Here is a 23693-nt window from a genome sequence, read left to right as displayed (position 1 = left end):
CTCGCCGCAGGCGAGCCGGAGAACGTTGTTCATTCACCAGATGCGGACACGGTCGGCGGGGGCGACGTAGAGCTTGTCGCCCGGCTTGATGTCCCAGGCCGTGTACCAGCCGGGGATGTTCCGGATCGTGCCGTTCACGCGGTAGTAGGCCGGCGAGTGCGGGTCGGTGACCACCTGCTGGCGCAGCGCCTCGTCCCGGATCTTCTCGCGCCACACTTGGGCCCAGCCGAGGAACACCCGCTGGTCGCCCGTCAGGCCGTCCACCATCGGGGCGGGCTTGCCCTTCAGCGAGGCGTGGTACGCGTCCAGGCCGAGCGACAGGCCGCCCAGGTCCCCGATGTTCTCGCCCATCGTGAGGCCGCCCTGGACCTTGGCCCCGGGCAGCGGCTCGAACGCCGAATACTGGGCGCCCAGCTTGTCCGCCTGCGCCTTGAACTTGGCGTTGTCCTCGGCGGTCCACCAGTCGCGCAGCACGCCGTCGCCGTCGGACTTGCGGCCCTGGTCGTCGAAGCCGTGGCTGATCTCGTGGCCGATCACGCCGCCGATGCCGCCGTAGTTCACCGCCGGATCCGCATCAGGGTCGAAGAAGGGCGGCTGCAGGATGGCGGCCGGGAAGACGATCTCGTTGTTGGCGAAATTGTAGTAGGCGTTCACCGTCTGCGGGGTCATGCCCCACTCCTTCTTGTCGACCGGCTCGTTCAGCCGGGCGACGTCGCGGCGCCACTCGTAGGCGTTCGACCGCAGGACATTGCCGTAGAGGTCGTTCGGCTTCAGCTCGAGCGGTCCGTAGTCGCGCCAGGTCTCGGGGTAGCCGATCTTCACGGTGAACTTGGCGAGCTTGTCCAGCGCGCGCGCCTTGGTCTCGGGGCCCATCCACTCCAGCTTCTGGATGCGATCATGCATCGCCGTGCGGATGTTCTTCACGAGGTCGTCCATCTTCGCCTTGGCCTCGGGCGTGAAGTAGCGCGCCACATAGACCCGGCCGATGGACTCCCCGACGGCGTTGTCCATGAACGCCGCCGCGCGCTTCCAGCGCGCCTGCAGCTCAGGCTGGCCCTGCAGCTCCTTGGCTCGGAACTGGAAGTGGGCGTCCACGAAGCGCTTGGACAGATAGGGCGCCGCCCCGTCGATCACGTGGAAGGCCTGCCAGGCCTTCAGCGTCTCCAGGGGGGTCTCCTGGTACACCTTGGCGAACTTCGGGAAGGCGGTGTTGGTGGTCACCACCACCCGGTCGATCTTCGGCAGCTCGGTGGCCGCGAGATAGCGGTTCCAGTCGAAGCCCGGCGTCATGGCCGAGAGCTCCGCCAGGCTCGCGGGGTTGTAGGTCTTGTCGCGGTCGCGCCGCTCGATCCGGCTCCAGCTGGCCTCGGCCAGCCGGGTCTCGAAGTCGACGATGGCCTTGGCGTTCTCGGCCGGCTTGTCCCAGCCGGCCAGGGTCAGCAGCTGCGCGACATAGGCCTGGTACTTGGCCTTCTTCTCTGCGAAGCCCGCCTGCAGGTAATAGTCGCGGTCGGGCAGGCCCAGGCCCCCCGTCGCGGCCATGACGGTGTAGCGGGTAGGCGCCTTCGCATCGATCGAGATGAACACCGGCAGGATGCTCGTGAAGCCGGTGGTCGCCGCCTTGCCCATCAGGGCGGTGAACTGGTCCTTGGTCGCCACCGCCCGCACCTGCTCGAGTTCGGGCTGGATCGGTTTGGCGTCCAGCTTCTCGGCCAGGGCCTCGTCCATGAAGGCGGCGTAGCCGGCGGCGATCTTGGCTGCGTCGCGGTCCTGCAGCTTGCCGGTCTTGGCTTCCTCGAGGATGGCGCGCATCCGGTTGTCGGACAGCTCCCGCAGCTTGTTGAAGTTGCCCCAGCGCACCCGGTCGGCGGGAATTTGGGTGGCGCGGTCCCAGGCGCCGTTGGCGAACTTGAAGAAGTCGTCCCCCGGCTTCACGGATCGATCCATGCCGGAGAGGTCGAAGCCCCAGGTCCCGTACTTCGGCGTGGCGAGCGACGCCGTGGTCCCGCCGGTGTCGGCGGCGTCGGCCGCGTCGAACAGCAGCTCGTTTGCGCACAGCGCGTCGGCGCAGGCGTGGTCGTGGCCCGCCGCCGCGAGGGCCGGGCTGGTCGAAAGCGCCGCCAGGGCGGCGGCGCAGAGCAGGATCTTTCGCGTAACGGAGGTCATCGGCGTCTCGAGTGCACGGGTTTGCGGGCGGGCAGGGACGGGCCTGCCCTGGCGCGGAAGAAAGGTGGAATTTTGGGCCTGGGGCAAGGACTTAGTTCCCGCCGCCGCGACCCGCCTCCGAAGGCCCTACCGCTCCGGCGGCAGGAGGCGCGCGTAAGTCCGGTTGATCGCGCCGTAGCATTCGCAGGCCAGCTGCTCGAGGGCGGCGCGGTCGATGATGTCCACCACCCCGCGGCGGTAGCGGATGGCCCCCTTGTCCTGCAATCCCCGGGCGACCGCGGTCACCGTTGTCCGCTGAACGCCCAGCATGTCGGCCAGGAACTCCTGGGTCAGGGCGACAGTGTCGCTGGAGATCCGATCGTGGCAGGTCAGCAGCCAGCGGCAGAACCGAGCCTCGACCGAGTGCAGCGCGTTGCAGGCGACCGACTGGATCGCATGCCCGAACAGCGCCTCGGTGTGGCGATCCACCAGTTGCCGGATGGCCGGGCTTTTTTCCCAGGCCTCGTGGAGCAACGAGGCGCTCACCCTCACGGCGCGGACCGGGGTCTGCACGATCGCCCGCGACAGGGACTGGCGCGGCGACACCGCGGCCATCAGGCCCAGCGCGCCCTCGCGGCCGATGGTGGCGCTCTCGATGGCTGCGCCGTTCTCCATCAGCGTCATCAAGGAGATCACGCCGTCGAGCGGGAAATAGATGGTCTCGATCGTGTCGCCTGGGTCGTACAGCAGCCGTCCGCGCTCCAGCTCCACCTGCACGAGGTTGGCCGAGAGGAGCCCGTAATCCTCGGGAGAGAGCGACGCCAGAAGTCGGTTTCTCAACGCGGTGACGGGCCTTTGCATCGGGGGGACGAAACGTCGCCGTACGGCTTCGGTTTCAAGTTATCGATGCTGAAGACCTTAGACTGTCGAGAACTCGACACTGTTAGCGGGCGATGGGCAAAAACTCGCCCAAACTAGACAGGTGCTGTGGATATCTGGTGATTTTCCACTGCAACCAGAACGTCGACTGGCCGACTTAGTTTTATCTCGAAGCAGCTACGCCGCGCGAATCACTTCGCGGGCTATCTTTTGATGGCGCTGCGGCAGCGATGCTCTATTCGCCGCCGCGACTTGGTCTCAATGGAAGCTCAGATTCGCGCGCTCGCCGAGATCCGGTCGCGTTTTCGACGCGTTGGCCTTCGCGATCTCGTACGCGAATTTCACCAGACCGGCCTCCGTGACCCAGACCTGGGCGTCGGTGCAGTCCAGGCAGAGCAGCGTCAGCCGCTCGTCGTCCTTGCCTTCGGGATACCAGGCGGCCACGACGGGGTTCCAGTAGCGCTCCATGCGTTCGCGGTCCGGCCGGACGCTAAGGTGGCCGCCGATGCAGGCCTGCAGGTCCTTTCCTTGGAACACGAACATGGCGTGCCCGCCCTGCGCCGCCACGGCCTGGGCGAGGTCGGTATCCTTGTAGGTGAAGAACCAGATCTGGCCGCTGTCGCGCTCGACGAAGGCCGTCATCGGTTGGAAGTGCTGGTCGTCGCGCATCAGACCGAGCATGCCGGTGCGGCCGTCCTCGATCGCCTTCCAGAGCCGGGCCTCAACGGCGGCGGGGTCGTGGTCGTGATAGGCCATGGCGTGTCTCCGGTTCCGATCGCCCCGAAACCCCACCCGCGGCCGGCAGTTCCGGCTTCAGCTCAGCCAGCGGCGAGGGTGCCTCCAACCCAGCGGACGCACCTCGCCGGCCTTCAGGCCCAGCGAGATCATGCGTTGCGGCGTCAGGCGCCGCAGCGCCTCCACCGGCTCCTGGCCGCCCACCGGGCTCGAGGCCACCTGGCCTTCCCGAAGGGCCCAATCGACGGCGGTCCACTCGGCCTTCGCCCGATCGTCGTGGCCGACGGCGAAGTAGTGGCGCTGCGCCGGCTGGCCCCCTTGCTCCACCATGACTCCGATCACCCAGCCGCCGGACACGCCGTTTCCCCGCAACAAAGAGGCCGCTCTCTACCCGCACCGCCGTGCACGAAAAACCCCTCCGGCGGGGCCGGAGGGGCGAAAAAGGTCCAGCGGTGCAGAGGAGCCGCCTAGTTGTAGGCGACCACGACGTTGAAGGTGCCCGTGTAGGCGCCCGACTGGGTGGTGTTGGCCACCGGGATGGAGCCGCCGACGCCGAAGGTCAGGTTGCCCGTGGTGCCGAGCGTGCCCGACAGCGTCTGCGGGTTGGTCACCGACATCGCCAGCGTCACCAGGATGGTCTCGGAACCGCCGGTGCGGGTCATCGAGAAGTTCGCCGGGATGTTGATGTTGAAGGACTGCCCGCCTTCCCCCGTCACCGTATAGGTGGCGCGGCCGGCCGCGGCGTTCGGGCCGGTGTTCAGCAGGGCGACCCCGCCCGTGGGGGTGCGTTGGCCATCGGTCGCGCTTACCGCCACCGTGCCGGAGCCGGAGATCGGGCGCACGATCGTGCCGAAGGAAAGATCGGTATTCTTGGCCAGCTGGATGGGCTGGAAGATGGTCGCCGTGGAGGTGGTGTTCTGGTTCGCCGAGGCCTGCGCCCAGGCGGCCGGGGCCAGGGCGAGCACGGCGACGGCGCCGGCTGCGGCAATGGCCAGGGTCTTAAGGCTCTGCATCGTTTTCCCGCGGCTTCCTTGGTTCGGAACTATGGCTTCGGGGCCGTGGCGCAGGACGGATACCCGGTCCGTTCTGACGTTACGCGTGTCAAAACAGAACATTGATCGGTCCAGCCAATACCCTTCAGGCCTGTCCGTTGCAACAGCGGCGCCGTTGCTTGCGCGGAAACGGCGCACGTCGTTCGGTGAAACTGCAACCACAGCCTGAACATCGCCGGACAGCTTCAACTCCAGGGCTCAAATCGCTCCGCGCGCGGTCGATGATGACGTCCTTGGCGGAGCCGGCTAGGCTTCTCGAAGGGGGATGACGAGGTGCGGCTGACGTGCAGACTCGGGCCGGGCGGGTCCGTCTCGGTGGTGCTGGGCCTTGCACTCGCTTTGCTGGCGGGCCCCACCCTGGCCCACGGCGTGGCCGACAAGGACGCGGCGTTCATCCAGGCGCATCCGGGGCCGCAGATCGCCGCCTTCATCTACCTGGGCGCCAAGCACATGGTCACCGGCTACGACCACCTGCTGTTCCTGGCCGGCGTGATCTTCTTCCTGCGCCGGCTGCGCGACGTGGCGCTTTACGCCACCCTGTTCAGCCTTGGCCACTCGCTCACCCTGCTCACCGGCGTGCTCGCGCGCATCCAGGTGGATCCCTTCCTGGTGGACGCCGTCATCGGGCTCTCGGTGGTGTGGAAGGCGCTGGACAATCTGGGCGCGTTTCCCGCGCTGTTCGGGGTCCAGCCGGACAATCGGCTCGTCGTCGCCGGCTTCGGCCTGGCGCACGGGTTCGGCCTCGCCACCAAGCTGCAGGATCTGCGCCTGTCGGCCGACGGCCTGGTGGAGAACATCCTCGCCTTCAATCTCGGCGTTGAGCTCGGGCAGGTCCTCTCGCTGTCGCTGCTCGTCCTGCTGATCGCCGCCTGGCGCGCCACCCGGGCCTTCCGTCCGGCCGCGGTCGCCGCCAACGTGCTGCTGATGACCGCCGGCCTCCTGCTGACCGGGACCCAGCTCGCCGGCTACGCCTTCCAGGGGCCCGCCTGATGGACGACCCGCATCCCGTCCGTCTGAGCCGCGCGCAGCTGCTTGCCGCCCTGGCCGGCGCGCTGGCCGTCGCGATGTTCGTGCTGTTCGCCGCCGTCATCCCGGCCGAGTTCGGGCGCGACCCGACGGGGCTCGGCAAGCTCACCGGCCTTGACCGGCTGTGGGCGCCTCGCGAGGTCCCGCTGAAGGCGTCGGGCGAGGCGCCCTTCGCCCACGAGTATCCCACAGGCTTCCGCACCGACGTGGTCGAGATCCCGCTCAAGGCGGTGTCGGGAAGCCCGGCCGACTTCCAGATCGAGTACAAGGTCCGGCTGAAGAAGGGCGCCACGCTGATCTACCAGTGGGAGGCGGTCGGCGCGCCGCATCCCGACGACCTCTATGTCGACTTCCACGGCCACACCCTGGCGGCTCGCGGCGAGGAGATGACGGTGGCCACCTATCGTCAGGCGAACGCCCCGGCCCTGCGGGGCGCGCTCACCGCCCCCTTTGACGGCATCCACGGCTGGTTCTTCCAGAACGGGGCGCTCAAGCCGATCGTCGTGCGCCTGAAACTGGCCGGCTTCTACGAGCTGATCCCCGCCGGCCAGCCGGGCAACGAGGGCGGCGTCGTCGCCAATGTCCCCGCCGGCGAGGCCCGCCCAGGCTTCTAGGGCCGGTGGTGCGCCACCTCCCCGTCCACCACGGTGAGCACCGCATGGCCCTTCGGGATCTCGGCGGCAGGCGCCGTCATCAGGTCCACGGAGAAGGCCGAGAGGTCCGCGCGCTTGCCGACCGCGATCGTCCCGAGCTCGTCCTCCGCGAAGCGGGCGAAGGCCGCGCCCGAGGTGAACAGCTTCAGCGCCTCATGGCGCGATAGCGTCTCCTCCGGGTGCCAGTCGGCGTTGGAGAAGCCCTTCAGGTCCTTGCGCGCCACGGCCGCGTAGAACTCGATCAGCGGGTCGCCCCGCTCCACCGGCGCGTCCGAGCCGCCGACCACCACGGCGCCGGTCTTCAACAGGCTCTTCCAGGCGTAGGCGCCCTTGAGCCGCGCCTTGCCCAGGCGGGCCGGCGCAAAGTGCAGGTCGCCGATGGCGTGGCTGGGCTGCATGGAGGCGATCACCGCGCCGTCGCGGAAGCGCGGAATGTCCGCCGGCCGCAGCACCTGGGCGTGCTCGACCCGCCAGCGCGGCTCGCGCAGCCGCACGTTGGGCGCGACGTTGCGGAACGCCTCCTCGAAGAGGTCGAGCACCGTGGCGTTGCCCTTGTCGCCGATGGCGTGCATGGCGACCTGAACGCCGCTGTCCCGCGCCCTGGCCAGCAGCGGCCGGGCCTGGTCCGGCCGCGTCACATAAGCCCCAGAGACGTGCGGCGCGTCCGAGTAGGGCCGGAACAGCAGGGCGCCGCGCGAGCCCAGCGCCCCGTCCATGTAGAGCTTCACCGCCCGGGTGGTGATCCGCCCGTCGGGCGAGGCCCGCGGGCCGCTCTCGAACAGCGGCCCTGCCTGGCCGGCGTCGACCGCGTTGTAGACCCGCAGCGGCGCCTCGCCCGCTGCGGCGAGACGCTCCAGCAGCGCCACGTCGGCCCAGTCGACGCTCATGTTGTGGACGCCGGTCCAGCCGTAGGCGGTCTCCACCTTGAAGGCGGCGCGGTAGGCGGCGAGCTTCTCCGCCTCGCTGGGCGGCGGGATCAGCTTCATCACCAGGGCCATGGCGTTGTCCACCAGCATGCCGGTGGGCTGGCCCTGCGGGTCCTTCAGGATTTGGCCGCCGTCCGGCGCCACGGTGCGCGCGTCGATGCCCGCCGCCCTCAGCGCCGCGCTGTTCGCCGTCAGGGCGTGGCCGTCGGCCCGCTCCAGGATCACCGGGCGATCGGGCGCGACGGCGTCCAGGTCCTGGCGTTGGAGGAAGCGCTTCTCGGGCCAGCCGGTCTCGATCCAGCCGCGGCCATAGATCGGCCCCGCGCCTGAGCGAGCGGCCAGGTGGCGGCGCAGGCGCTCGGCCACTTCGGTCGCCGAGCGCGCGCCCTCGAGGTTCAGCGTCAGCTCCCGCTCGCCGATCCCCCGCAGGTGGGCGTGGGCGTCCGTGAAGCCGGGGAACAGGGCCGCGCCCTTGAGGTCGATCACCCGGGTGTTCGGCCCGACCTGCGCCTGGGCGCCGGCCCGCGGCCCCACATAGGCGATCCGGCCGCCGGCGACCGCCACCGCCTCGGCCTTCGGCTGCGAGGCCTCGCCCGTGTAGACGGGCCCGCCCCAGATCACCAGGTCGGCCGGCGCGCTCCAGGCGGCGGTGGCGGAGAGGGCGAGGGCCGCGATGGCGGAGATCGGAAGTCGCATCCGCAAGCTAGAGCACCCGCGGGGGCTTGCGCGCAACTAGCCCGCGCCGCCCCAGGCGATCACCGGGCCAAAGGCCGAGGTATAGACGCCGTCGCGCACCCGCCGGTCGACACGGACCCGGTAGACGCCCGCCTTCAGCAGCGTCCCGTTGGTCAGCGGCGCCCGGGCCCCGTCGTTCAGCTCGTCGGCGAGCCAGACCCCGATGAACGGCTTGCCCAGGCCCTCGAAGGCGGCGAGCACCTCGCGCGGCTCGCGCAGCCGGAACGGCAGGTCGGCGGCGAGTTCCCCGTCCGGCGCGCCGTACAGCCCGACGGCATAGGTCCTCTCCTCGCGCTGCACGACGCCGTAGCCCACGTGGGTGTGGCGGTCGCGCAGCAGGTTGGCCCAGTGCGGCGGGCTCCCGCGCCACTGCTCCATCAGGTCCACGGCGGAATGGGGGGCGTCGCCGCGCCGGTAGGCGATGTTCTCGGCCGCCGTGCAGAGCAGCCGCCGCGCCACCAGCCCCAGCCGGTCGGTGGGGTCGAAGCCCTCGGGCGACAGGTGCTCCACATAGACGCGCTGGGCGAGGTCCGCCGCGTGGGCCCGGGCGGCGCGCGCCAGTCCCTCGTGCCAGGCCACCGCCGGCGCGCCGGCGCGACGGCGCGCGCGGTTGGTGAGGTCGTGCAGCCCCTGGGCGATCCCGGCGTGGAAGCGACCGCCGCCGGCGTCGCCGAGGCGCGCGCGCAGCCGACCTTCGTAGGCGATCCAGGCCGAGGCGGTGCGCGGCGACGCGAGCGCCGGCGCGGCGACGAGCGCGAGCCCCGCTGCCAGCAGGCCGCGCCGGCTGGGGCTCACGGCTGTTTCCACAGCGAATTCGCCGGCCGCGGGATATAGCGCGCGTGGCACGCGAAGCAGGCGTTGTAGATCTCGCCGCCGGTCTCGAACACCTTGTCGGGGTCCTTCGCCCGGGCCGCCGCCATCCCGGCCGCCCCGGCCTCGGCGAGCTGGCGGGCGTAGCGCGTCCAGGCCTCCTCCGGCGGTCGGCGCCCCTCCATCAGCAGCAGGTTGCCGCTTTCCTGGACCACCGCGGCGGCGTCCGCCATCTCGGCCCAGGCGGCGTCCGACGTCGGCGCCCGCTCCTCCACGCCGGCCTCCGTCGACACCGAGCCCGAGCCCTTCCAGAACCGCTCCGCCGCGGGATTGAGGACGTGCCGCATCACCTCCTTCACCGACAGCAGCGGCGCTTGGGCCGGCTGCGAGGCGGCGGGCAGGGCGCAGGCGGCGAGCACCACGACGGCGAGCGGAAGGCGGCGGGGCATTGGCGCTCCGGAGGCGGACGACAGCCTCACCTTAACGTGAAGACCTGGGCCGCAAAGGGGCGGCCCAGCCGGCGCAGAGATCAAGCGCAGCAATTTCCTACAGCCAAGCTGGAACAGCGCTGCCGTGGTGCTGGTTCGAGCCGCCGGGCACAGGATCCTAGAGAGGGACTGATACAATGGCAGTGCTGACTTCCAGCAAATACGGCGACGTCTTGGTGGGCGGGGCTACGGCGGACACCCTGATCGCAGGGCAGGGGCCTGATGTCCTCACCGGCGGCGGCGGCGCCGACATCTTCGTTTTCAAATCGACGCCGTGGAGCGCCGGCCGCATCACCGACTTCCGCGCCGGCACGGACAAGCTCGACCTGTCCGTCTTCCTGAAGGGCTCCAACTACATGGGCGCCGACCCTGTGCGGGACGGCTTCATCCGCTTCGAGTCCAACGGCGCCGGCGGGACCAAGGTGATCTACGACGCCGACGGGTGGAAGGGCGGTTTCGGCCCGAACCACATCGTCACCCTGGACGGCGTCTCGGCGGGCGGGCTCACCGCCTCGAACGCCATCCTGTCCAACTGGAAGCCCGGCCTCGTGGAGGCGGTCGGCAACTGGCTGGATTCCGGCTCCAGCGGCCTCGGCACGGCCGTGGGCAATGTGGTCAACAACCTCAGCGGCGCCTTTATCCGGGGCAAGCTGCTGGTCTCGGACAGCTACGGCGACAAGCTGACCGGCGGCCTCGGTGACGACACCCTGGTGGCTGGCCAAGGCCCCGATGTGATGACCGGCGGCCTCGGCGAGGATAATTTCGTCTTCCGCACCGCGCCCTGGGCGCCAGGCCGCATCACCGACTTCCGGCCGGGCACCGACAACCTCGACGTCTCCGGCCTGCTGGACAGCGTCGGCTACGCGGGCTCCAACCCCCTGGCCGACGGCTATCTGAAGCTGGAGGCGGATGGGCGGGGCGGCACGAACGTGCTGTTCGACGCGGACGGCGCCGGGACCGGGGTGCAGTGGTCCACCGTGGTGGTCACGCTCGACGGGGTGCTGCCCACGCGCCTGACCGGTGGCGACTGGATCTTCTGAGCCGGATGGCTGCGCCTCTCCCGCCCTCGCGCGGGGGAGGCGGCTGGGCCTAGAGGGTCGCGCCGGTGCGGCTCGCCTTCTTCGCCCGGTCGGCGGCGGCCTTCAGGGCTTCGTGCTCCTCGAGCGCGTCGACCACCAGGGCCAGCCGGGGCGGGACGCCACGGGCCTCGACCTGGCGGAACATCCCCTGCAGCTGGCTGTCCACCGCGGCGCGGCGGCGGGCGTGGCCGGCGGCGCGCGCCTTCGACCAGAGGACCACCCCCAGGCCGGCCGCAAACGGCCAGGCCACGGCGGCGGCCACGGTGGCGATCTGCAGCGGGGACGCGAAGCTGCTCATAGGCATAGCCCTCCAGCGGGGTCGCTATTCAAGCTCCACAGCGGAAGCTCGACAATCACAATTGTTGAGCTTGTGCCACGGTTCCGCCGCAATCCCGCGTGACCGCGGTCACGCCTCAGTGGGCGCCGTCCGCCAGGCTGTGTTCGTAGACGGCGTTGGCCATGCCGCGGACGGTCTGGGCCGCCGTCTTGAGAGCGGTCTCCCCGATGAGCGTCTGGGAGATGGCGGCCAGGGACTCGAGCTCCCCGGCGACCCGGGTCAGGTGCTGGTAGACGTCCATGTCGTTGAGGGTGCGCTCGCTCATGGCCCGCATCCGTCGCACAAGCCCTGAGAGTCGTCACGCCTGAACGGCGGCGCTTCACGCACCCGCGGCGCCGTGCCACCGTCGGGCTGGGGAGGGACCCATGAACGAGCTTCGCAGGTCGCGCCTGCGCGTCGGCGTCGACGTGCCCTGGGTGACCAGCTGGTCGGCGGAGGCCGTGCTGGGCGCGCGGCCCTGCGCCACAGTGGCGGGGCGGATCGCCGTCCATCAGCTCGAGCGGCCCGGCTATGGACGGCCGAACTATTCCCGCAACCACCTTCGTCGGCAGCGCCAGTCCATCGCGCGGATGCTGTGCCCGATGTGCGGCCGGCCCACGGCGGCCGAGGACCGCTGGCTGCAGACGGGACGACGGCTGGCGGTGGGCGCGCTCCGCGCCCGCGGGCTGGGCGCCCTGCTGCCGTCGGATCTCTCGGATGACCGGGTCGTGGTGGACGCCGGCGCCATCGCGCCGTCGCATCTGGCCTGCGCCCGGCGCGCCGCCGCCCACTGCCCGCACCTGCAGAGCCACACGTCGGGGGAGCTCATGGCTTTTCCGGAGGCCTGGAGCGTCGCGCCGCTGCTGGTGCGCTTGGCGCCCCCCGGCCCGGGCCGGCCCAGCCGTCGTCCGGCGGCGGCCGTGGCGGCCATCAGCTTCCTGCAGCTCTGCGGCCTGACCGCAGAGCGTGACCCAGCCTGGGCGGACCGTCCGGGCGCCGCGCTCAGCCGCGCGTGAAGCCCGGGCGTCCTGTGACGGGCCGGCGCGGCAGGGCCCGCCCGAGCCCCAGCCGGTGCCGTTCGGCCCCGACCACCGCCCGCTGCAGTTCGGCCACCAGTCGCGCGAGTTTTTCGTCCTGCGCCTGCATGCGGCCGGAACGCGGAAGCGTGGCTAGTCGATCCCGGCGTGCGGTTCAGGTCTTCAGGTAGCTCAGGCAGCCGCCCGCGCCGCCCGCGCCGGTCACGAGGATCGCGCCGTCCCGGTAGAAGGCCGGCGCTCGCGCGGGCTCGTCGAGCTGGACAATGACCAGTTCGCCGGACGCATCCATCCAGACCAGCCGGGCCCCCTGGCCGACCAACGCGTTCATGACCGCGGCCTGGCTGGTGCCCGGCCGGAACAGCACCGCCGTGGTGTCTCCGTCTGCCGGACGGAGCGAGGCCGCGCCCGCGCCGACGGTCAGCAGGGCGGCGATGGATGCGGCCATTGCGCCGCCCGCCCTCGGCGGCGCGCCCCCGCTGCGGGCGAGCGCCCAGGCGGCCGCCAGCGGCGCCAGGGCGAAGACCGCCAGCCAGCCCAGGTCCCAGAACAGCGGGTCGGGGACGTCCAGCCGCACCCGATGGATGCCCGCCAGCCAGTGGAAGAGCACGATGTCGGCCACGTTCCATGCGCCGAACCCGGCCAGCAGGCTTGCAGCCAGGCTGCGCCCGGAGGAACCGGCCGACCGCCGTTGCGCCCGCCACAGCATCCAGAGGCCGGCTCCGGCCACGAGGTACATCAGGGCATGAAAATAACCGTCGGCCGCGACCTGGAAGCGCGCGTCTTGCGGACGGATCGCGCTCAGCAGGTGGTGCCACTGCAGGATCTGGTGCAGCAGGATGCCGTCGAAAAAGCCCCCGAGCGAGACGCCGAGCACCAGGCCCGCAGCCGATAGGCGCGGCGGGTCACGTTCCTGAAGGGCGGTCTTGCTGCGCATCGCGCGGTAACTGGCGTGCCCCGCGCACGTTCCGCGGCCTAGGGTTTGATCACCGGATAGGCGATGATCAGCGCCAGGTCCTCGTCGCCGAGTTGGCGGATGCCGACGTTGGCGCCCGTGTAGAGATAGGCCGCCGAGCCGGGGCCAAGGCGCGCCGTCACGCCGTCAGAGGTCACCTCGCCCTGGCCGGACAGCACGTAATAGACCTCGTCGTGGGCGATCGGGTGCAGGCCGATGGCCGCGCCCTTGTGCAGGATCCGCTTGCGGAACTCCATCGTGCGGTTCGGCGCGGCGTCGGAGATCCGGTAGGCGGTGCTCATGCCGATCGCGCCGTGCGGCGGCGGCTCTTTCCGCACCACCTGGCCCTCGTGCACGATCACCGCCGGCGGGGCGGCGTGAGCCGCGGCGGGAAGGCTCAGGGCCAGCAGCAGGGGCAGGGTTCGCAACATGGTGGGCTCCTCCTCAACTCACGAATGACACCGGTTACCTCGATCGCGCAAGGCGTGGCTTTTGGAACTCTGCGCTTTGGGGCGCCGTTCGCGCTTAGCCATGGGAAGCAAGAAGGACGAGCAACTGAAGGCCGCCGCCTTCTTCATGCAGCGCGCCCAGGAAGCCATGGACGCGGCCGAAAACGCGCCGTCCGAACACGCCGGGCAGGCCTTGTACAAGGAGGCCGAAACCTGGCTCTACATGGCCGGCAAGAGCCTCAACCCGGCCACTGAGCGGCCCAAGCCCATGTCGCCGCCGCCCGCCCGGATCGCGCGCGAACGTCGGTCGTTCGGATCGGAGGACTGAGGGCCTCCCCCCTTGCTCCGGCCCACCTTGGGTTGAGCCTCGCTCTTCCGGCTCGCGCGCTCCAATGGTAAAGTTTGTATTGCGATGGTCCGCAAGGGCGTCCCGTCGCAGGCAGAGCGACGTGCTGACGACGAGCCAATCCCAAGAGTCTCCGGCCGACCGCGCCGGCCGCTACCTGCGAATGGCGGACCGGGTGCGCAACATGGCCTGGCGCGCCACGGGGCATGAGGTCAAGGAGGCCTATTTGGACCTCGCCATGCAGTGGGTCTTCCTCGCCGACGAGGCCCGCCGCGAGCGGCGGGCGGCCAACGACGCCTGAGCCCGCTCGCCCGCGGCGGAACCAAACGTGGCGTTCCGGGGCTAAGGGCGGGTGCAGATCTCCACGAGGGCTTCCCACATGACCAGACGACCCCTGTCCGCCGGCCTCGCGGCCGCGGCTCTGATCGCCAGCGCCGCGGCGCTCACCGCCTGCGGCGACAAGGAGCGCTCGGCCGAGGCCGAGACCGCCGCTGCGGAAGCGGAAGTGACCACCAAGCTGCCCGAAAGCCAGGTGAGCGACCAACAGCTGCAGGCGGCGGCCGAAGGCGCCGCCGCGGTCGCCGAGACGCCGCAGGCCGGCACGTCCGTGGTGGTGAGTCCCGAGCCCACCGCGCCCGCCACCGGCTCGGGCGCCCAGCCCTCCGGCGGCGCAGCCGCGCCCCACTAGTGCTCTTGGGGGCGGGCCGCTAAACCCCGCCTGCCCCCTCGATCTTTCCAGGGGTTGTCACGACGGCCGCCGCGAGTTGGGCTGCGGCCGGAGCGGAGCGTATCGACCGCGTGCGTCAGTCCCTGTTGCGTCTCGTCAGCGAGAACTACCCCGCCGTCGCGCGGGACCTCCTCAAGCCGTTGCTCGACATTTGCAGCCTCTCGCGAGAGGCCTGCGGCGGCGACATGGACAAGTTCCTGATCCTGCTGGTGGTCGGGGTGCGAACCACCGAGCATCCGGAGTTCCGGCGGCTTACCCAGGAAGAGTTGCTCAGCGGCGACATCCCGGTCTTTCCGGGCCTCGCCACCAACGTCCGGTCGATCTCCGACAGCCTGCAGATCCCGAAGGAAACCGTCCGTCGCAAGGTCGCCGAGCTGGTGGACGCCGGCTGGCTGGCGCGCACGGAGGCGGGGCTGTTCTTCACCGCCGCCGCCTACCGCAGCCTCGTCCCGGTCCGCGAAGCGGTGGAGCGGCAGGCCGTGCTCAACTTCGAAACCGTCGACGGGCTCCTGCGCCAGAAGGGCTGACGCCCGCAGGTGAGCGTCCGGTGACGGGGGTCACAGCCGCGCGGACGCGGGCCGGAGCATGAAGCGCCACACCGAGGGCGCTCCCCCGCCCCAGCCTCAAGGATCTCGCAGATGTCCCAGCATTCCCGGCCGTTCCTGGCCGCCTTCGCCCATGTCGTCCTGGCCGCGGTCATCCCGGTGGCGGCAGGCTTCGCCGCCGTCGCACAACTTGCGATGGTTTGAGGGGCGGCTCAGCTCAGTGGCAGCCAGGGTCCCGGCCGGCAGAGGCGGACCGCCTTGAGGGCCATGTCGACGCTGCCGAACTCGAGAGCGATGCGCTTGGCGTCCTCGCACCGGCCCTCCAGGATCGCGGAGCCCAGGCGGCGGCGCCAGTCCGGCGTCACGCCGTCGCCGGAGCCGTCATGCGCCAACGGCCGCGCCGTCCTTGGCGGCGCGGGCCGCTCGCGCTTCGCGGGCCGGGCCAGCGGCGTCGCCGCCCGTGCCGGCGGCGCGCCCGAGCAGCCCTTGCCGCTTCCGAACCCGCGGCAGTCGTAGCCGCTCGCACGCTCGGCGATCGCCTCGGGGGCGGCCAGGGCGGCGGTCGACAATACGGCGGCGGCGATCAGGGCGCGCATGCGGCTCCTCGTTCCACGGCACAGCCTAGACGTGCTCGCAGTCGCTGAACAGCGTAATTAGAGCCGTGGCCGACTTCAGTGACGGCGCCGCAACAGCTTGCCACTTTCAGGCGGATGGGAGCGTTGTTGCGCACGATGGAAGCCCGCTACAGCCTCGCTGCGCCCGCCGTTCTCGTCGCCTGCGCCCTTCTCTCCGCGCCCGCCGCCGCCCAGGGCGCCTCCGCCCAGGTCTGGACCGAGGCGCCGTCGGCCGCCGCCGTCATGGCGGTCTGGCCGCGGGAGGCGGCCCGCAAGGGGCGTCACGGCGACGCCCTGGGCCGCTGCCGGATCCAGGGAGCGGCCCAAGCGGCAGGGGTTCGGCGCCGCCCTGCTGGCGCTCGGCGCGTGAAGGCCTCGGTGACCGTGCCTATGCGCTTCGAGGCGGCGCCGAAGGGCCGCTGAAGCGCGGCTGTTTATCGGTCGGGAGCCGGAACGGCGGTTCCGTACCCGAGTTCTCCGAGCCAGCGGGGCCGTTCATCCCCTCCCCCCGAGTTCGGCCCTGGTCCAACCACCTCAAAAGCCCCGGCGCGGCCTGCGCCGGGGCGTTTTTCGTGCGCCTCCGCCGCGCAATCCGCACGAAAGCCGCGCTGCGCGGGGCTGGCCTCGCGCCGCCTGCGCAGTAGTCTTGCTGCAAGAATGCACTTGTCGGGGACATCCATGACCGCAACCCGCCGCAGCCTCGTCCGGCTCTCCGCGCTCGCCGCCGGCCTGGCGCTCGCCGGCCCCGCCGCCCATGCGCAGGCGCCGCGCCGCAAGCTCAACATCCTGATCCTGGGCGGCACCGGCTTCACCGGCCCCCACCAGGTCCGCTACGCCGTGGCCCGGGGCCACAAGGTGACGGTCTTCAACCGCGGCCGGCGACAGGCCGATCTCCCCGCCGGGGTCGAGCACCTGACCGGCGACCGCAACACCGGCGACCTCAAGGCGCTCGAAGGGCGCACCTGGGACGTCTGCATCGATAACCCCACCAGCCTGCCGTTCTGGGTGCGCGACGCCGGCAAGGTGCTGAAGGGCAAGGTGAAGCAGTACATCTTCATCTCCACCCTCTCGGTCTACGAAAGCAACGCCACGGCCGGCACGGACGAGACCGCGCCGCTCGCCCGCTACACGGGCGCCGACGTCATGGCCGAGACCCAGGAGAAGCTGCGCGCCGACATGGGCCTCTACGGCCCGTTGAAAGCCGCCAGCGAAGCCGAGGCCCGCAAGCAGTTCGGGGACGCCGCCGTCACCCTGGTCCGGCCCGGCCTGATCGTCGGCCCGGGCGACGAGACCGACCGCTTCAGCTACTGGCCCGTCCGCCTGGCCCGCGGCGGCGAGGTGGCCGCCCCCGGCGACGGCAAGGACCCCGTGCAGTTCATCGACGCCCGCGACCTCGCCGAATGGACCATCCGCCTGGCCGAGACCGGCCGCACCGGCGCGTTCAACGCCATCGGCCCCGCCCGGCCGATGACCATGTCCGAGATGCTGGCGGGGATCGCTCAGGGGGTGAAGGCCCAGCCCAAGCTTACCTGGATCCCCACCGCCTTCCTCGAGGCGCAGAAGATCAACGCCTGGTCCGACATGCCAGTCTGGATCCCGGGGCAGGGGGAGACCGCCGGCTTCCATCGCCGCTCGATCGCCCGCGCCATCAACTCGGGCCTCACCTACCGGCCGCTGCCGGTCACCGCCGCCGACACCCTGGCCTGGTTCAAGACCCTGCCCGCAGAACGGCAGGCCAAGCTGCGCTCTGGCCTCACGCCGGAACGCGAGGCCGCCCTGCTGATGGCCTGGAAGACCCGGGCCACGGCGGCGGGCTGACGCCGCCGCCGCGGCTCGGCTCACATCGCCTGGCCGGACGCCCCGTCCGAGCTCTGGCTGTGCTCGCCGCCGGCCTCGGAGACGCCGGCCACCGCCACCTCGGCGGTGTCGGAATCCGTGCGGGCGAGGTCGCCCAGCGAGAGCACGCCGGCCAGGCGTCCGCTCGCCCGCTCCAGCACGGGCACGCGGCGCACCTTGCGGTCGGCCATCATGACCGCGACCTCGTCCAGGTCCTGGTCGTCATAGGCGACGACGATGTCGCCGGCGCTCATCACCTCCGAGACCTTGGCGTCCGGCCCGCGCCCCATGGCCACGGCGCGCACCGCGATGTCGCGGTCGGTCAGGATGCCCGCGACGTCCTGCTCCGAGCCGACCACCAGGGCGCCGATGTCCTCGTCCAGCATCACCCGCGCGGCGTCCTGCAGGCTTTGTTCAGGCGAAACCGTCCGCACCTGGCGGCTCATGCATTCCGATACGCGCATCTCGTAGTCCTCCTTGAGGCTCATCTGGCGCTCCAACCGACGGGTGACCCGGTTCGTTTCGGCTTGGCCGGAAGGAACCTCTTGGCGGAGCTTCGGATTCCGGCTGCTCAAGCAAAGGAGAGCCGCCATGGCCGACAACAAGCAGAACGTGGGCGAGCCCGACCGCAGCCGGGTCTCGGGTTCCGAGGACTACGAGGTCCGCTACTTCGCCGACAAGCACGGCATTTCCATGGATCAGGCGCGCGAGCTGATCGCGCAGCACGGCAACCAGCGCGAGGAACTCGACGCCGCGGCCGAGCGGCTGAAGAAGCACTAGCCGCACCACGCTAAACTCCCCCTCGCGCATCCGATTCGAGGGGGAGTCCCGCCGTGCCCACCGACCACGCCGAGCCCGGTCCGGCCGCCCGCCGCAAGACCCCCGCCCAGCGCCTGCGCGGCTGGCTCATCCTGGCGGCTATCCTCGCCGCGTCCGCCTTCGGTCTGCACCAGATCAGCAAGCTGCGTTGCTTCGCCCTGCTGGGCCCGCTGGTCTGCAAGGTGGAGACCGTCCGCCCGGAGGTGGCGCTCAGCTTCGACGATGGTCCGACGGCCGAGGGCGTAGAGGCCGTTCTGCCCGTGCTCCGCGCCCACGGCGCGCGCGCCACCTTCTTCCTGATCGGCCGCGAGCTGGAGCAGCGGCCCGAGCTTGGCCGCCGGATCGTCGAGGCCGGCCACGAGGTGGCCAACCATTCCTGGTCGCACCAGCGCATGCTCCTGCGCTCCCAGGGCTTCTACAAGAAGGAGCTGCAGGCCACCGAGAACCTGCTCGACAAGGTCCGCGAGGAGGACGAGCCCGGCCTCCTGTTCCGCCCGCCGTACGGCAAGAAGCTGCCGGGCCTGGCCCTGGCGGCCCGGGAGAACGGCCTGATCATGGTCACCTGGAACGTGGAAGAGCCCACGACCACCGATCCCGCCGCCTACGCCCGCCAGATCGTCAGCCAGGCGAAGCCCGGCTCGATCATCCTGATGCACCCGATGTACGCCGCCAACGCCACCGCCCGCGCGGCGCTGCCGCTGGTGCTCCAGGGCCTGCAGGCCAAGGGGCTGCGGGTGACCACCGTCACCGAGCTGATGGACGGCGCCCGCGCGGACGCCGAGGCCAAGGCTCGGGCCAAGGCCGAGCGATAGCGGGCGCCTCATTGGCGGCCCAATGCGCGCGCATCACCTCCGACCCACCAGACGGAGACCAGAGCCCATGCGCACCCCGGCCGCCTTCGCCTTCGCCGCCCTCCTGGGCCTCGCCGCCGCCGCCCCGGCCGGCGCGGTCAGCATGAACCTCAATCAGGACTTCGAGGCCCGCGGCGCCCAGCCCGCCTGGACGCTGCGCACCCACGGCCTGCACTTCGTCCTCAGCCGCCCGGGCAAGCCCGACGTCCAGGGCCACGCCCCCGGCGCCGCCATGTCACCGCCCAAGGCCAGCTGGACCGTCCCGACCGGTCAGGCCCAGCCGATGACCGTGACCTTCGTCTTCCAGCCCTGCGTCGCCGGCGACGTTCGCGGCCCCATCACGGCCGAGGTCGCCGTGGGCGGCGAGGTGTTCAAGGGCTGCGCGACGCCGAGGCCCGCTGGCTCCGGGCGCTAGCCCGGCCGCCAAATCGACCGCGAGGTTAGCGAAGTGAATTGAGTCTGCGTTCCAGCGGGGCGATGGTGACGCCGTGGGGAGGGCGCGACCCCGCGCGCGCGCAGGAGTGACCCGATGTCGATCGACTGGAGCGGCAATCGTCTGCTCGCGGCGGTGGAGCCGCGCGTGCGGACCGACGTGGCGCCCCGGATCGAGGCCCTCGCCCTAGAGCGCGACGCCATCCTGCTGCGCACCGGCGAGGAGATCCGCCAGGTGGTGTTCCCGGTGCAGGGCATGGTCGGCCTGATCAGCGCCTCGCCGGCCGGCGACACCGTCCAGACCGGCATGGTGGGCCGCGACGGCGCGGTGGGCGTGTTCGAGGCCTGCGGCAGCCGTCGCAGCACCGCCTTCGCCGAGGTCCAGGTGCCGGGCGCAGCCCTCGTGATGCCCGTCGCCGACTACCGGCGCCTGTTCACCGCCTCCCCGGGCCTGCAGGCCGCCGTCCACAAGTTCGTCGAGGTCCTGCTGGCCGAGGCCCGCCAGTTCGTCGCCTGCAACGCCCTGCACGCGGTGGAGGCCCGCTTCTGCCGCTCGGTGCTGGAGGCGCTCGACCACATCGGCGAGGGCGACGTGGTGCCGCTCAAGCAGGAGACGCTGTCCGAGATGCTCGGCGTCCAGCGCACCACGGTCACGGCCGTGGTCAGCCAGCTGCAGGCCGCCGGCGTGCTGCGCACCTGGCGCGGCGGCTTCGATGTGCTCGACCGCGCCGCCCTCGAGCGCAGCGCCTGCTCCTGCCGCGAGCACCTGCTGGCCGCCCACGCCGACATCTATGGCTCGGACGAGGAAGTCTGCTCGTCCTGATCGGCCGGCCCGCCGGCCTCGTCGTCATCCGGCGCCGCGCCCGGCTGCCCCTCCGCCTGGTCGGCCAGCTCCGTCAGGGCCTCGGCGCTCCTGCGCGCGGCCTCCGGTGTCAGCGATCCCGCCAGCCGTCCCGGCCCGGTGATCGCCACCTCGCCGTCCACGGCCTGCCCTTCCATGGGCGTGTCGTACGGCGGCTGCGGCCCCGTTCGCATGTCCATCCTCGTTCAGCAGGCCACTGCGAACCCGGGACATGCGCCAGACGTTCCCGCCGCCCGTAGGACGCGCCCCATCCCTTCGCCGGCTCATCATTGTTAAGCTCGGATAACAGGGTATGCTGACGATCCGGGGCAGCGGGACTGGGGGGCCATTCCTGACATGCCGCCGTGTTGGGAGAAGACAACTTGAAGATCGTCAGACTGCTCGCCCTTGGCGCCTTCGCGCTGAGCGCCACCGCCTGCGCCACCGTCACCCGCGGCTCGAACACCGCCTGGCAGGTCACCTCCGACCCCAGCGGCGCCAAGGTGGAGACCTCCCATGGCCACCAGTGCCCGGCCACCCCCTGCTCCATCAAGATGAAGCGCAAGTCCGAGTTCACCGCCACCCTTACCAAGCCCGGCTACAAGCCGGCCACGGTCTCGGTGACCAACAAGGTCGGGACGGGCGGCGGCGCCGGCATGGCCGGCAACGTCCTGGTGGGCGGCATCATCGGCGCCGGCGTCGACGTGGCCACCGGCGCCATGCTCGACCTGACCCCGAACCCCGCGCACGTGACCCTCGAGAAGCAGTAGCCCCGCGCGAACCGAAGCGGCGCGGCCCCGGCCGCGCCCTTCTCACCCCGTCGAGCCCAGCCGGTAGGTCTTCGGCGTCAGCCGCCCGATGCGGCTCTCCAGTTCCTCCACCCGCCGCCAGGCCGCCCGCACCGAGCGCCCGGTCACCGGCCCGCGCAGGGCGGCGCTCAGCGCCTCGTCCTTCTCCTCCTCCAGCCAGGTCAGCCAGACCGCCCGGGCGTTGACGTACATCTCCCGGAACACCGGCTCGCGCCGCAGCCAGCCATAGACCGCCTTCACCGACGGCATCTTCGGGTCGGCGCAGATGGCGCTCACCGTCTCCCCGCGCTCCACCCGCCGGCAGAAGGCGCGGGCCTTGCGCAGGTTGTAGGTCGAGCCCCGCCCGCCACGCCCGCGGATCGCATGGCCGTCCACCTTGGTCTTCAGCACCTGCCAGGCCCGCTTCGACCGCTCGGTCAACTCGATCTTGTTCACCCGCCCCTGCGCCAGGTGCCGCCGGGCCGCCCGCCACCGCCAGCGGAACTCGTAGTGCCGCCTCAGCCACACGAACACCGTCGAGTAGGACGGCAGGTCCGGGTCGGCCACGATCGCCTTCACCGTCTCCCCGCCCAGCACCCGCCGCAGGATCTCGCGCGCGATCACCGGATCGTACCGGCTCTCCACCCCGCCCCCGGCATGGTTCATCTCCGGAAAGGTCTCGTGCGACCGCCCCCAGTCATCCTCCGCCAGGTCGTCCAGGTCATAGGTCCGCGTCTCGTACTGCTCCATGCCGCCCAGCCTCCCACGCCGCTGCGTCAGGATCGGACGCTTCGGGGGCCGACCCGTTGATCGGGCGCCGCCTGGCCGCTAGCTCCCGGTCCATGCCTACGCTTCGCAAGTCGAACCCCCGCGGACGGGTCGCGGGTGGTGGAGATCTGGTGCGCCGCCGTCGACGCCACCCACCACTTCCTGGCCCCGCAAGACCGCGCCGCCATCGAGCAGGAGGTGAGAGCCGTCCTGCCCGCCGCCGACCTGTGGCTGGCCGTCGACGCGGCCGACCGGCCGCTCGGCTTCATGGGGCTCTCGGGCGCTCACGTGGACGCCCTGTTCGTCGATCCCGCGCATCACGGAGCCGGCCTCGGCCGCGCCCTGATGCAGCACGCCATCGCGGCGACCGGGGGCGACGTGACTGTCGACGTCAACGCCGAGAACCCTCAGGCCGTCGGCTTCTACGAACGCCTCGGCTTCGTGATCGAAGGCCGCTCTCCGAAGGACGGCCAGGGTCGCGCCTACCCCTTGCTCCACATGCGGCGGCCGCGGGCCTCCGCGCCGGCGAGGACCTAGCTCGCGCGCCGCAAGGGAAACAGCGCCCGCAGCGCCGGCGTCCGCAGCCACAGCCCGCCCCACATCGCAAAGCCCAGGTAGAGGCTGAACAGGATGTGGCTGAACAGCGGGCTCTCCGCCCGGATCTGCGTCGCCATCGCCCCGCCCAGCAGGCCGGTGAACAGCACCGCGCCCAGCACGCTCGTGCGCGGGATCAGGTAGAGCACCAGGCACCCGAGCTCGATGACTCCGATCATCAGAGCGTAGCCCGGATCCCAGCCGAGCCCCGCCAGGGTGTCCGTCGCCGCCGGCAGCCGCAGCAGCTTCGGCGCCACCGACGCCCCCGCCATGAACAGCGCGAACAACCCTGACAGCACCCGCCCCGTCCAAACCATCGTCTTGCCGCCCATCTCGCCTCTCCTTTCCCCCCAAGGACGAACGACCTCGCCCCACCCCGACATGAGGATCCGGAGGAGAGGTCGGCTCACCTTCCTCCTCTCCCGCTTGCGGGAGAGGGCAGGGTGAGGGCGGCGCCGTCACCCGACCCAGGCGCTCCCGTTGGACCCGCGCGCACCCACCCTGTACCGTCCCGCCATGCGCCTGCCGCTCGCCGCCGCCCTCGCGCTTCTCGCCTGCGCCCTCCCGGCCGAGGCCCAGCCCAGCTGTGGTCGCCGGCCTTCCATCGGGAATGTCACATCCCCGCACATCCGCGCCGCCGTCCTGGTGGAGGTCGCGGAGGTGTCCGAGGTCGCCGTGATGCTTCCCCACTGGCGCGCCACCGCCCGCACCCGCAAGGTCCTGTTTGGCGCCCCGCCGCCGCACCCCACCTACGTCTTCACGGCCTACGCGGGCGGACCCGCGAGCGAGCCGACGGAGGAGATCGTCCTCTCCAGCGCCGGCCAGGAATCGCCGAAGCCGCAGCCGGGCCAGCTCTGGGTCCTCTACCTCTCCGGCGCCGGCGAGCGCTCGTATGTGGACCTCCGGTTCCCGCTGGAGGAAGCCGCCGCCTACGATCGCCGCCTGCTCGGCTGGGATCTCGACCGCCGCACGCCGGCCGCCCCCGCCCGGCGGCGCTGACCCAAGCCCGAGCGCCGCCTTCTCCCCAGGAGAAGGCCTCCCGCCCTCAAGCCCATGGTCGGTCGCGAGCCTGCCGCGCGAGGCCTGTGGAAGGACGCGCCTCCGGCGCGTCGCCCCGCGACGGGCGCTCCGCGCGCTTGTCGACGCAGACCGTAGGACTTGCTGAAGGGCCAACGGCGCTCTGCAAGCCGGTCGCCAGATGCGACGGCAATTCCTGGGGCCGGACAGCGGACCGCACGCTGATGAGCCGG

General features: G+C 71.3%; 33 protein-coding genes and 1 pseudogene. 17 read left to right on the top strand and 17 right to left on the bottom strand.

Going from position 1 to position 23693, the window contains the following annotated elements; translation table 11 throughout:
- Positions 1 to 33: 33 nt before the first annotated feature.
- The 5 genes from VIL67_RS13455 to VIL67_RS13435 all read right to left on the bottom strand — a co-directional run bounded on the left by VIL67_RS13455 (position 34) and on the right by VIL67_RS13435 (position 4772).
- Positions 34 to 2166: a M13 family metallopeptidase gene (locus tag VIL67_RS13455; RefSeq protein ID WP_332049411.1), complete on the bottom strand. Its 2133-nt coding sequence runs from the start codon at positions 2164 to 2166 to the stop codon at positions 34 to 36.
- A gap of 126 nt (positions 2167 to 2292) precedes the next feature.
- Positions 2293 to 2985, bottom strand: coding sequence for a Crp/Fnr family transcriptional regulator (locus VIL67_RS13450; RefSeq protein WP_332049410.1), 693 nt, complete (start codon positions 2983 to 2985; stop codon positions 2293 to 2295).
- A 297-nt stretch (positions 2986 to 3282) separates the two neighbouring features.
- The gene (locus tag VIL67_RS13445) at positions 3283 to 3780 is read right to left on the bottom strand and encodes a pyridoxamine 5'-phosphate oxidase family protein (protein WP_332049409.1); all 498 of its coding nucleotides are present in this window, start codon (positions 3778 to 3780) and stop codon (positions 3283 to 3285) included.
- Positions 3781 to 3837: 57 nt separating this feature from the next.
- On the bottom strand, positions 3838 to 4116 hold the full coding sequence (locus VIL67_RS13440) for a hypothetical protein (protein WP_332049408.1): 279 nt from the start codon (positions 4114 to 4116) through the stop codon (positions 3838 to 3840).
- A 110-nt stretch (positions 4117 to 4226) separates the two neighbouring features.
- The gene (locus VIL67_RS13435; protein WP_332049407.1) at positions 4227 to 4772 is read right to left on the bottom strand and encodes a DUF4402 domain-containing protein; all 546 of its coding nucleotides are present in this window, start codon (positions 4770 to 4772) and stop codon (positions 4227 to 4229) included.
- 312 nt (positions 4773 to 5084) lie between these two features.
- Here VIL67_RS13435 and VIL67_RS13430 point away from each other — a divergent pair, with 312 nt between their 5' ends.
- Positions 5085 to 5801, top strand: coding sequence for a HupE/UreJ family protein (locus VIL67_RS13430; protein ID WP_332049406.1), 717 nt, complete (start codon positions 5085 to 5087; stop codon positions 5799 to 5801).
- Positions 5801 to 6451, top strand: coding sequence for a hypothetical protein (locus tag VIL67_RS13425; protein WP_332049405.1), 651 nt, complete (start codon positions 5801 to 5803; stop codon positions 6449 to 6451). Before VIL67_RS13430 ends, VIL67_RS13425 begins: the two co-directional genes overlap by 1 nt.
- Here VIL67_RS13425 and VIL67_RS13420 read toward each other — a convergent pair.
- From VIL67_RS13420 to VIL67_RS13410, 3 genes are read right to left on the bottom strand one after another with little or no spacing between them, the layout of a single operon-like run.
- On the bottom strand, positions 6448 to 8112 hold the full coding sequence (locus tag VIL67_RS13420; RefSeq protein WP_332049404.1) for an amidohydrolase: 1665 nt from the start codon (positions 8110 to 8112) through the stop codon (positions 6448 to 6450). The two genes, VIL67_RS13425 and VIL67_RS13420, sit on opposite strands and share 4 nt — an antisense overlap.
- 36 nt (positions 8113 to 8148) lie before the next feature.
- A complete protein-coding gene (locus VIL67_RS13415) occupies positions 8149 to 8946 on the bottom strand; it encodes a CAP domain-containing protein (RefSeq protein ID WP_332049403.1) in 798 nt (265 codons plus the stop codon).
- Entirely contained in the window at positions 8943 to 9410 is a 468-nt protein-coding gene (locus tag VIL67_RS13410; protein ID WP_332049402.1) for a hypothetical protein, read from the bottom strand. Before VIL67_RS13410 ends, VIL67_RS13415 begins: the two co-directional genes overlap by 4 nt.
- Before the next feature lie 176 nt (positions 9411 to 9586).
- On the opposite strand from VIL67_RS13410, the gene VIL67_RS13405 reads away from it, so the two are divergent.
- On the top strand, positions 9587 to 10489 hold the full coding sequence (locus VIL67_RS13405) for a type I secretion C-terminal target domain-containing protein (RefSeq protein ID WP_332049401.1): 903 nt from the start codon (positions 9587 to 9589) through the stop codon (positions 10487 to 10489).
- A 49-nt stretch (positions 10490 to 10538) separates the two neighbouring features.
- Here VIL67_RS13405 and VIL67_RS13400 read toward each other — a convergent pair whose 3' ends face one another.
- Both VIL67_RS13400 and VIL67_RS13395 read right to left on the bottom strand, forming a co-directional pair.
- Complete coding sequence (locus tag VIL67_RS13400) at positions 10539 to 10826, bottom strand: hypothetical protein (protein WP_332049400.1); 288 nt, start codon at positions 10824 to 10826, stop codon at positions 10539 to 10541.
- Between the two features lie 115 nt (positions 10827 to 10941).
- On the bottom strand, positions 10942 to 11130 hold the full coding sequence (locus VIL67_RS13395; RefSeq protein WP_332049399.1) for a hypothetical protein: 189 nt from the start codon (positions 11128 to 11130) through the stop codon (positions 10942 to 10944).
- 100 nt (positions 11131 to 11230) lie between these two features.
- On the opposite strand from VIL67_RS13395, the gene VIL67_RS13390 reads away from it, so the two are divergent.
- The gene (locus VIL67_RS13390) at positions 11231 to 11860 is read left to right on the top strand and encodes a hypothetical protein (RefSeq protein WP_332049398.1); all 630 of its coding nucleotides are present in this window, start codon (positions 11231 to 11233) and stop codon (positions 11858 to 11860) included.
- A gap of 175 nt (positions 11861 to 12035) precedes the next feature.
- On the opposite strand, the gene VIL67_RS13385 is transcribed toward VIL67_RS13390, so the two are convergent.
- Both VIL67_RS13385 and VIL67_RS13380 read right to left on the bottom strand, forming a co-directional pair.
- Positions 12036 to 12815, bottom strand: coding sequence for a DUF2243 domain-containing protein (locus VIL67_RS13385; protein ID WP_332049397.1), 780 nt, complete (start codon positions 12813 to 12815; stop codon positions 12036 to 12038).
- Positions 12816 to 12853: 38 nt separating this feature from the next.
- Positions 12854 to 13264: a cupin domain-containing protein gene (locus VIL67_RS13380; RefSeq protein ID WP_332049396.1), complete on the bottom strand. Its 411-nt coding sequence runs from the start codon at positions 13262 to 13264 to the stop codon at positions 12854 to 12856.
- A 100-nt stretch (positions 13265 to 13364) separates the two neighbouring features.
- On the opposite strand from VIL67_RS13380, the gene VIL67_RS13375 reads away from it, so the two are divergent.
- The 4 genes from VIL67_RS13375 to VIL67_RS13360 all read left to right on the top strand — a co-directional run bounded on the left by VIL67_RS13375 (position 13365) and on the right by VIL67_RS13360 (position 14882).
- Entirely contained in the window at positions 13365 to 13610 is a 246-nt protein-coding gene (locus VIL67_RS13375) for a hypothetical protein (protein ID WP_332049395.1), read from the top strand.
- Positions 13611 to 13731: 121 nt separating this feature from the next.
- Positions 13732 to 13929, top strand: coding sequence for a hypothetical protein (locus VIL67_RS13370; protein ID WP_332049394.1), 198 nt, complete (start codon positions 13732 to 13734; stop codon positions 13927 to 13929).
- A gap of 78 nt (positions 13930 to 14007) precedes the next feature.
- Entirely contained in the window at positions 14008 to 14316 is a 309-nt protein-coding gene (locus VIL67_RS13365; RefSeq protein WP_332049393.1) for a hypothetical protein, read from the top strand.
- 110 nt (positions 14317 to 14426) lie between these two features.
- Entirely contained in the window at positions 14427 to 14882 is a 456-nt protein-coding gene (locus tag VIL67_RS13360) for a hypothetical protein (RefSeq protein WP_332049392.1), read from the top strand.
- A 230-nt stretch (positions 14883 to 15112) separates the two neighbouring features.
- Here VIL67_RS13360 and VIL67_RS13355 read toward each other — a convergent pair whose 3' ends face one another.
- A complete protein-coding gene (locus VIL67_RS13355; protein WP_332049391.1) occupies positions 15113 to 15496 on the bottom strand; it encodes a hypothetical protein in 384 nt (127 codons plus the stop codon).
- Positions 15497 to 15622: 126 nt separating this feature from the next.
- Here VIL67_RS13355 and VIL67_RS13350 point away from each other — a divergent pair, with 126 nt between their 5' ends.
- Together VIL67_RS13350 and VIL67_RS13345 are read left to right on the top strand one after the other, a co-directional pair.
- The gene (locus VIL67_RS13350; RefSeq protein ID WP_332049390.1) at positions 15623 to 15937 is read left to right on the top strand and encodes a hypothetical protein; all 315 of its coding nucleotides are present in this window, start codon (positions 15623 to 15625) and stop codon (positions 15935 to 15937) included.
- A gap of 255 nt (positions 15938 to 16192) precedes the next feature.
- Positions 16193 to 17332, top strand: a complete 1140-nt coding sequence (locus VIL67_RS13345; RefSeq protein WP_332049389.1) for an NAD-dependent epimerase/dehydratase family protein — start codon at positions 16193 to 16195, stop codon at positions 17330 to 17332.
- A 20-nt stretch (positions 17333 to 17352) separates the two neighbouring features.
- Here the strand turns inward: VIL67_RS13345 and VIL67_RS13340 are convergent, their stop codons facing one another.
- On the bottom strand, positions 17353 to 17838 hold the full coding sequence (locus VIL67_RS13340; RefSeq protein ID WP_332049388.1) for a CBS domain-containing protein: 486 nt from the start codon (positions 17836 to 17838) through the stop codon (positions 17353 to 17355).
- A gap of 103 nt (positions 17839 to 17941) precedes the next feature.
- Between VIL67_RS13340 and VIL67_RS13335 the strand changes: the two genes are divergently transcribed.
- The 4 genes from VIL67_RS13335 to VIL67_RS13320 all read left to right on the top strand — a co-directional run bounded on the left by VIL67_RS13335 (position 17942) and on the right by VIL67_RS13320 (position 20275).
- Positions 17942 to 18130, top strand: coding sequence for a DUF3606 domain-containing protein (locus VIL67_RS13335; protein WP_332049387.1), 189 nt, complete (start codon positions 17942 to 17944; stop codon positions 18128 to 18130).
- 53 nt (positions 18131 to 18183) lie between these two features.
- Positions 18184 to 18981 carry a polysaccharide deacetylase family protein gene (locus tag VIL67_RS13330; protein WP_332049386.1) on the top strand — a complete coding sequence of 266 codons (798 nt, stop codon included), beginning with the start codon at positions 18184 to 18186 and terminating at the stop codon, positions 18979 to 18981.
- A gap of 67 nt (positions 18982 to 19048) precedes the next feature.
- Entirely contained in the window at positions 19049 to 19435 is a 387-nt protein-coding gene (locus VIL67_RS13325; protein ID WP_332049385.1) for a hypothetical protein, read from the top strand.
- Between the two features lie 114 nt (positions 19436 to 19549).
- Positions 19550 to 20275, top strand: coding sequence for a Crp/Fnr family transcriptional regulator (locus tag VIL67_RS13320; RefSeq protein ID WP_332049384.1), 726 nt, complete (start codon positions 19550 to 19552; stop codon positions 20273 to 20275).
- Here VIL67_RS13320 and VIL67_RS13315 read toward each other — a convergent pair.
- On the bottom strand, positions 20242 to 20487 hold the full coding sequence (locus VIL67_RS13315; protein WP_332049383.1) for a hypothetical protein: 246 nt from the start codon (positions 20485 to 20487) through the stop codon (positions 20242 to 20244). The two genes, VIL67_RS13320 and VIL67_RS13315, sit on opposite strands and share 34 nt — an antisense overlap.
- Before the next feature lie 189 nt (positions 20488 to 20676).
- On the opposite strand from VIL67_RS13315, the gene VIL67_RS13310 reads away from it, so the two are divergent.
- On the top strand, positions 20677 to 21063 hold the full coding sequence (locus VIL67_RS13310; protein ID WP_332049382.1) for a PEGA domain-containing protein: 387 nt from the start codon (positions 20677 to 20679) through the stop codon (positions 21061 to 21063).
- A 42-nt stretch (positions 21064 to 21105) separates the two neighbouring features.
- On the opposite strand, the gene VIL67_RS13305 is transcribed toward VIL67_RS13310, so the two are convergent.
- Positions 21106 to 21831, bottom strand: coding sequence for a terminase small subunit-like protein (locus VIL67_RS13305; RefSeq protein ID WP_332049381.1), 726 nt, complete (start codon positions 21829 to 21831; stop codon positions 21106 to 21108).
- Between the two features lie 120 nt (positions 21832 to 21951).
- Here VIL67_RS13305 and VIL67_RS13300 point away from each other — a divergent pair.
- Positions 21952 to 22386, top strand: a pseudogene (locus tag VIL67_RS13300) (acetyltransferase); the annotation flags it as partial.
- Here VIL67_RS13300 and VIL67_RS13295 read toward each other — a convergent pair.
- Positions 22383 to 22775 (bottom strand): DoxX family protein, encoded by a 393-nt coding sequence (locus VIL67_RS13295; protein ID WP_332049380.1) that lies wholly within the window; start codon positions 22773 to 22775, stop codon positions 22383 to 22385. The pseudogene VIL67_RS13300 and the gene VIL67_RS13295 sit on opposite strands and share 4 nt — an antisense overlap.
- Positions 22776 to 22923: 148 nt before the next feature.
- Between VIL67_RS13295 and VIL67_RS13290 the strand changes: the two genes are divergently transcribed.
- On the top strand, positions 22924 to 23442 hold the full coding sequence (locus VIL67_RS13290) for a hypothetical protein (RefSeq protein WP_332049379.1): 519 nt from the start codon (positions 22924 to 22926) through the stop codon (positions 23440 to 23442).
- Positions 23443 to 23693: the final 251 nt, after the last annotated feature.

This window comes from Phenylobacterium sp. (assembly GCF_036563385.1).
Lineage (GTDB): Bacteria > Pseudomonadota > Alphaproteobacteria > Caulobacterales > Caulobacteraceae > Phenylobacterium.
Note: the sequence above shows the minus strand (reverse complement) of the source record. Positions and strands in the feature narration are given on the sequence as shown.

Excerpts from the sequence above, each read along its gene's own strand:
- VIL67_RS13335 (WP_332049387.1), top strand. The coding sequence starts at position 17,942 with ATGGCCGACAACAAGCAGAACGTGGGCGAGCCCGACCGCAGCCGGGTC.
- VIL67_RS13385 (WP_332049397.1), bottom strand. The coding sequence starts at position 12,815 with ATGCGCAGCAAGACCGCCCTTCAGGAACGTGACCCGCCGCGCCTATCG.
- VIL67_RS13305 (WP_332049381.1), bottom strand. The coding sequence starts at position 21,831 with ATGGAGCAGTACGAGACGCGGACCTATGACCTGGACGACCTGGCGGAG.
- VIL67_RS13445 (WP_332049409.1), bottom strand. The coding sequence starts at position 3,780 with ATGGCCTATCACGACCACGACCCCGCCGCCGTTGAGGCCCGGCTCTGG.
- VIL67_RS13320 (WP_332049384.1), top strand. The coding sequence starts at position 19,550 with ATGTCGATCGACTGGAGCGGCAATCGTCTGCTCGCGGCGGTGGAGCCG.
- VIL67_RS13425 (WP_332049405.1), top strand. The coding sequence starts at position 5,801 with ATGGACGACCCGCATCCCGTCCGTCTGAGCCGCGCGCAGCTGCTTGCC.
- VIL67_RS13405 (WP_332049401.1), top strand. The coding sequence starts at position 9,587 with ATGGCAGTGCTGACTTCCAGCAAATACGGCGACGTCTTGGTGGGCGGG.
- VIL67_RS13345 (WP_332049389.1), top strand. The coding sequence starts at position 16,193 with ATGACCGCAACCCGCCGCAGCCTCGTCCGGCTCTCCGCGCTCGCCGCC.
- VIL67_RS13375 (WP_332049395.1), top strand. The coding sequence starts at position 13,365 with ATGGGAAGCAAGAAGGACGAGCAACTGAAGGCCGCCGCCTTCTTCATG.
- VIL67_RS13435 (WP_332049407.1), bottom strand. The coding sequence starts at position 4,772 with ATGCAGAGCCTTAAGACCCTGGCCATTGCCGCAGCCGGCGCCGTCGCC.
- VIL67_RS13380 (WP_332049396.1), bottom strand. The coding sequence starts at position 13,264 with ATGTTGCGAACCCTGCCCCTGCTGCTGGCCCTGAGCCTTCCCGCCGCG.
- VIL67_RS13395 (WP_332049399.1), bottom strand. The coding sequence starts at position 11,130 with ATGAGCGAGCGCACCCTCAACGACATGGACGTCTACCAGCACCTGACC.
- VIL67_RS13315 (WP_332049383.1), bottom strand. The coding sequence starts at position 20,487 with ATGCGAACGGGGCCGCAGCCGCCGTACGACACGCCCATGGAAGGGCAG.
- VIL67_RS13400 (WP_332049400.1), bottom strand. The coding sequence starts at position 10,826 with ATGAGCAGCTTCGCGTCCCCGCTGCAGATCGCCACCGTGGCCGCCGCC.
- VIL67_RS13455 (WP_332049411.1), bottom strand. The coding sequence starts at position 2,166 with ATGACCTCCGTTACGCGAAAGATCCTGCTCTGCGCCGCCGCCCTGGCG.
- VIL67_RS13295 (WP_332049380.1), bottom strand. The coding sequence starts at position 22,775 with ATGGGCGGCAAGACGATGGTTTGGACGGGGCGGGTGCTGTCAGGGTTG.
- VIL67_RS13390 (WP_332049398.1), top strand. The coding sequence starts at position 11,231 with ATGAACGAGCTTCGCAGGTCGCGCCTGCGCGTCGGCGTCGACGTGCCC.
- VIL67_RS13355 (WP_332049391.1), bottom strand. The coding sequence starts at position 15,496 with ATGCGCGCCCTGATCGCCGCCGCCGTATTGTCGACCGCCGCCCTGGCC.
- VIL67_RS13410 (WP_332049402.1), bottom strand. The coding sequence starts at position 9,410 with ATGCCCCGCCGCCTTCCGCTCGCCGTCGTGGTGCTCGCCGCCTGCGCC.
- VIL67_RS13365 (WP_332049393.1), top strand. The coding sequence starts at position 14,008 with ATGACCAGACGACCCCTGTCCGCCGGCCTCGCGGCCGCGGCTCTGATC.
- VIL67_RS13340 (WP_332049388.1), bottom strand. The coding sequence starts at position 17,838 with ATGAGCCTCAAGGAGGACTACGAGATGCGCGTATCGGAATGCATGAGC.
- VIL67_RS13420 (WP_332049404.1), bottom strand. The coding sequence starts at position 8,112 with ATGCGACTTCCGATCTCCGCCATCGCGGCCCTCGCCCTCTCCGCCACC.
- VIL67_RS13325 (WP_332049385.1), top strand. The coding sequence starts at position 19,049 with ATGCGCACCCCGGCCGCCTTCGCCTTCGCCGCCCTCCTGGGCCTCGCC.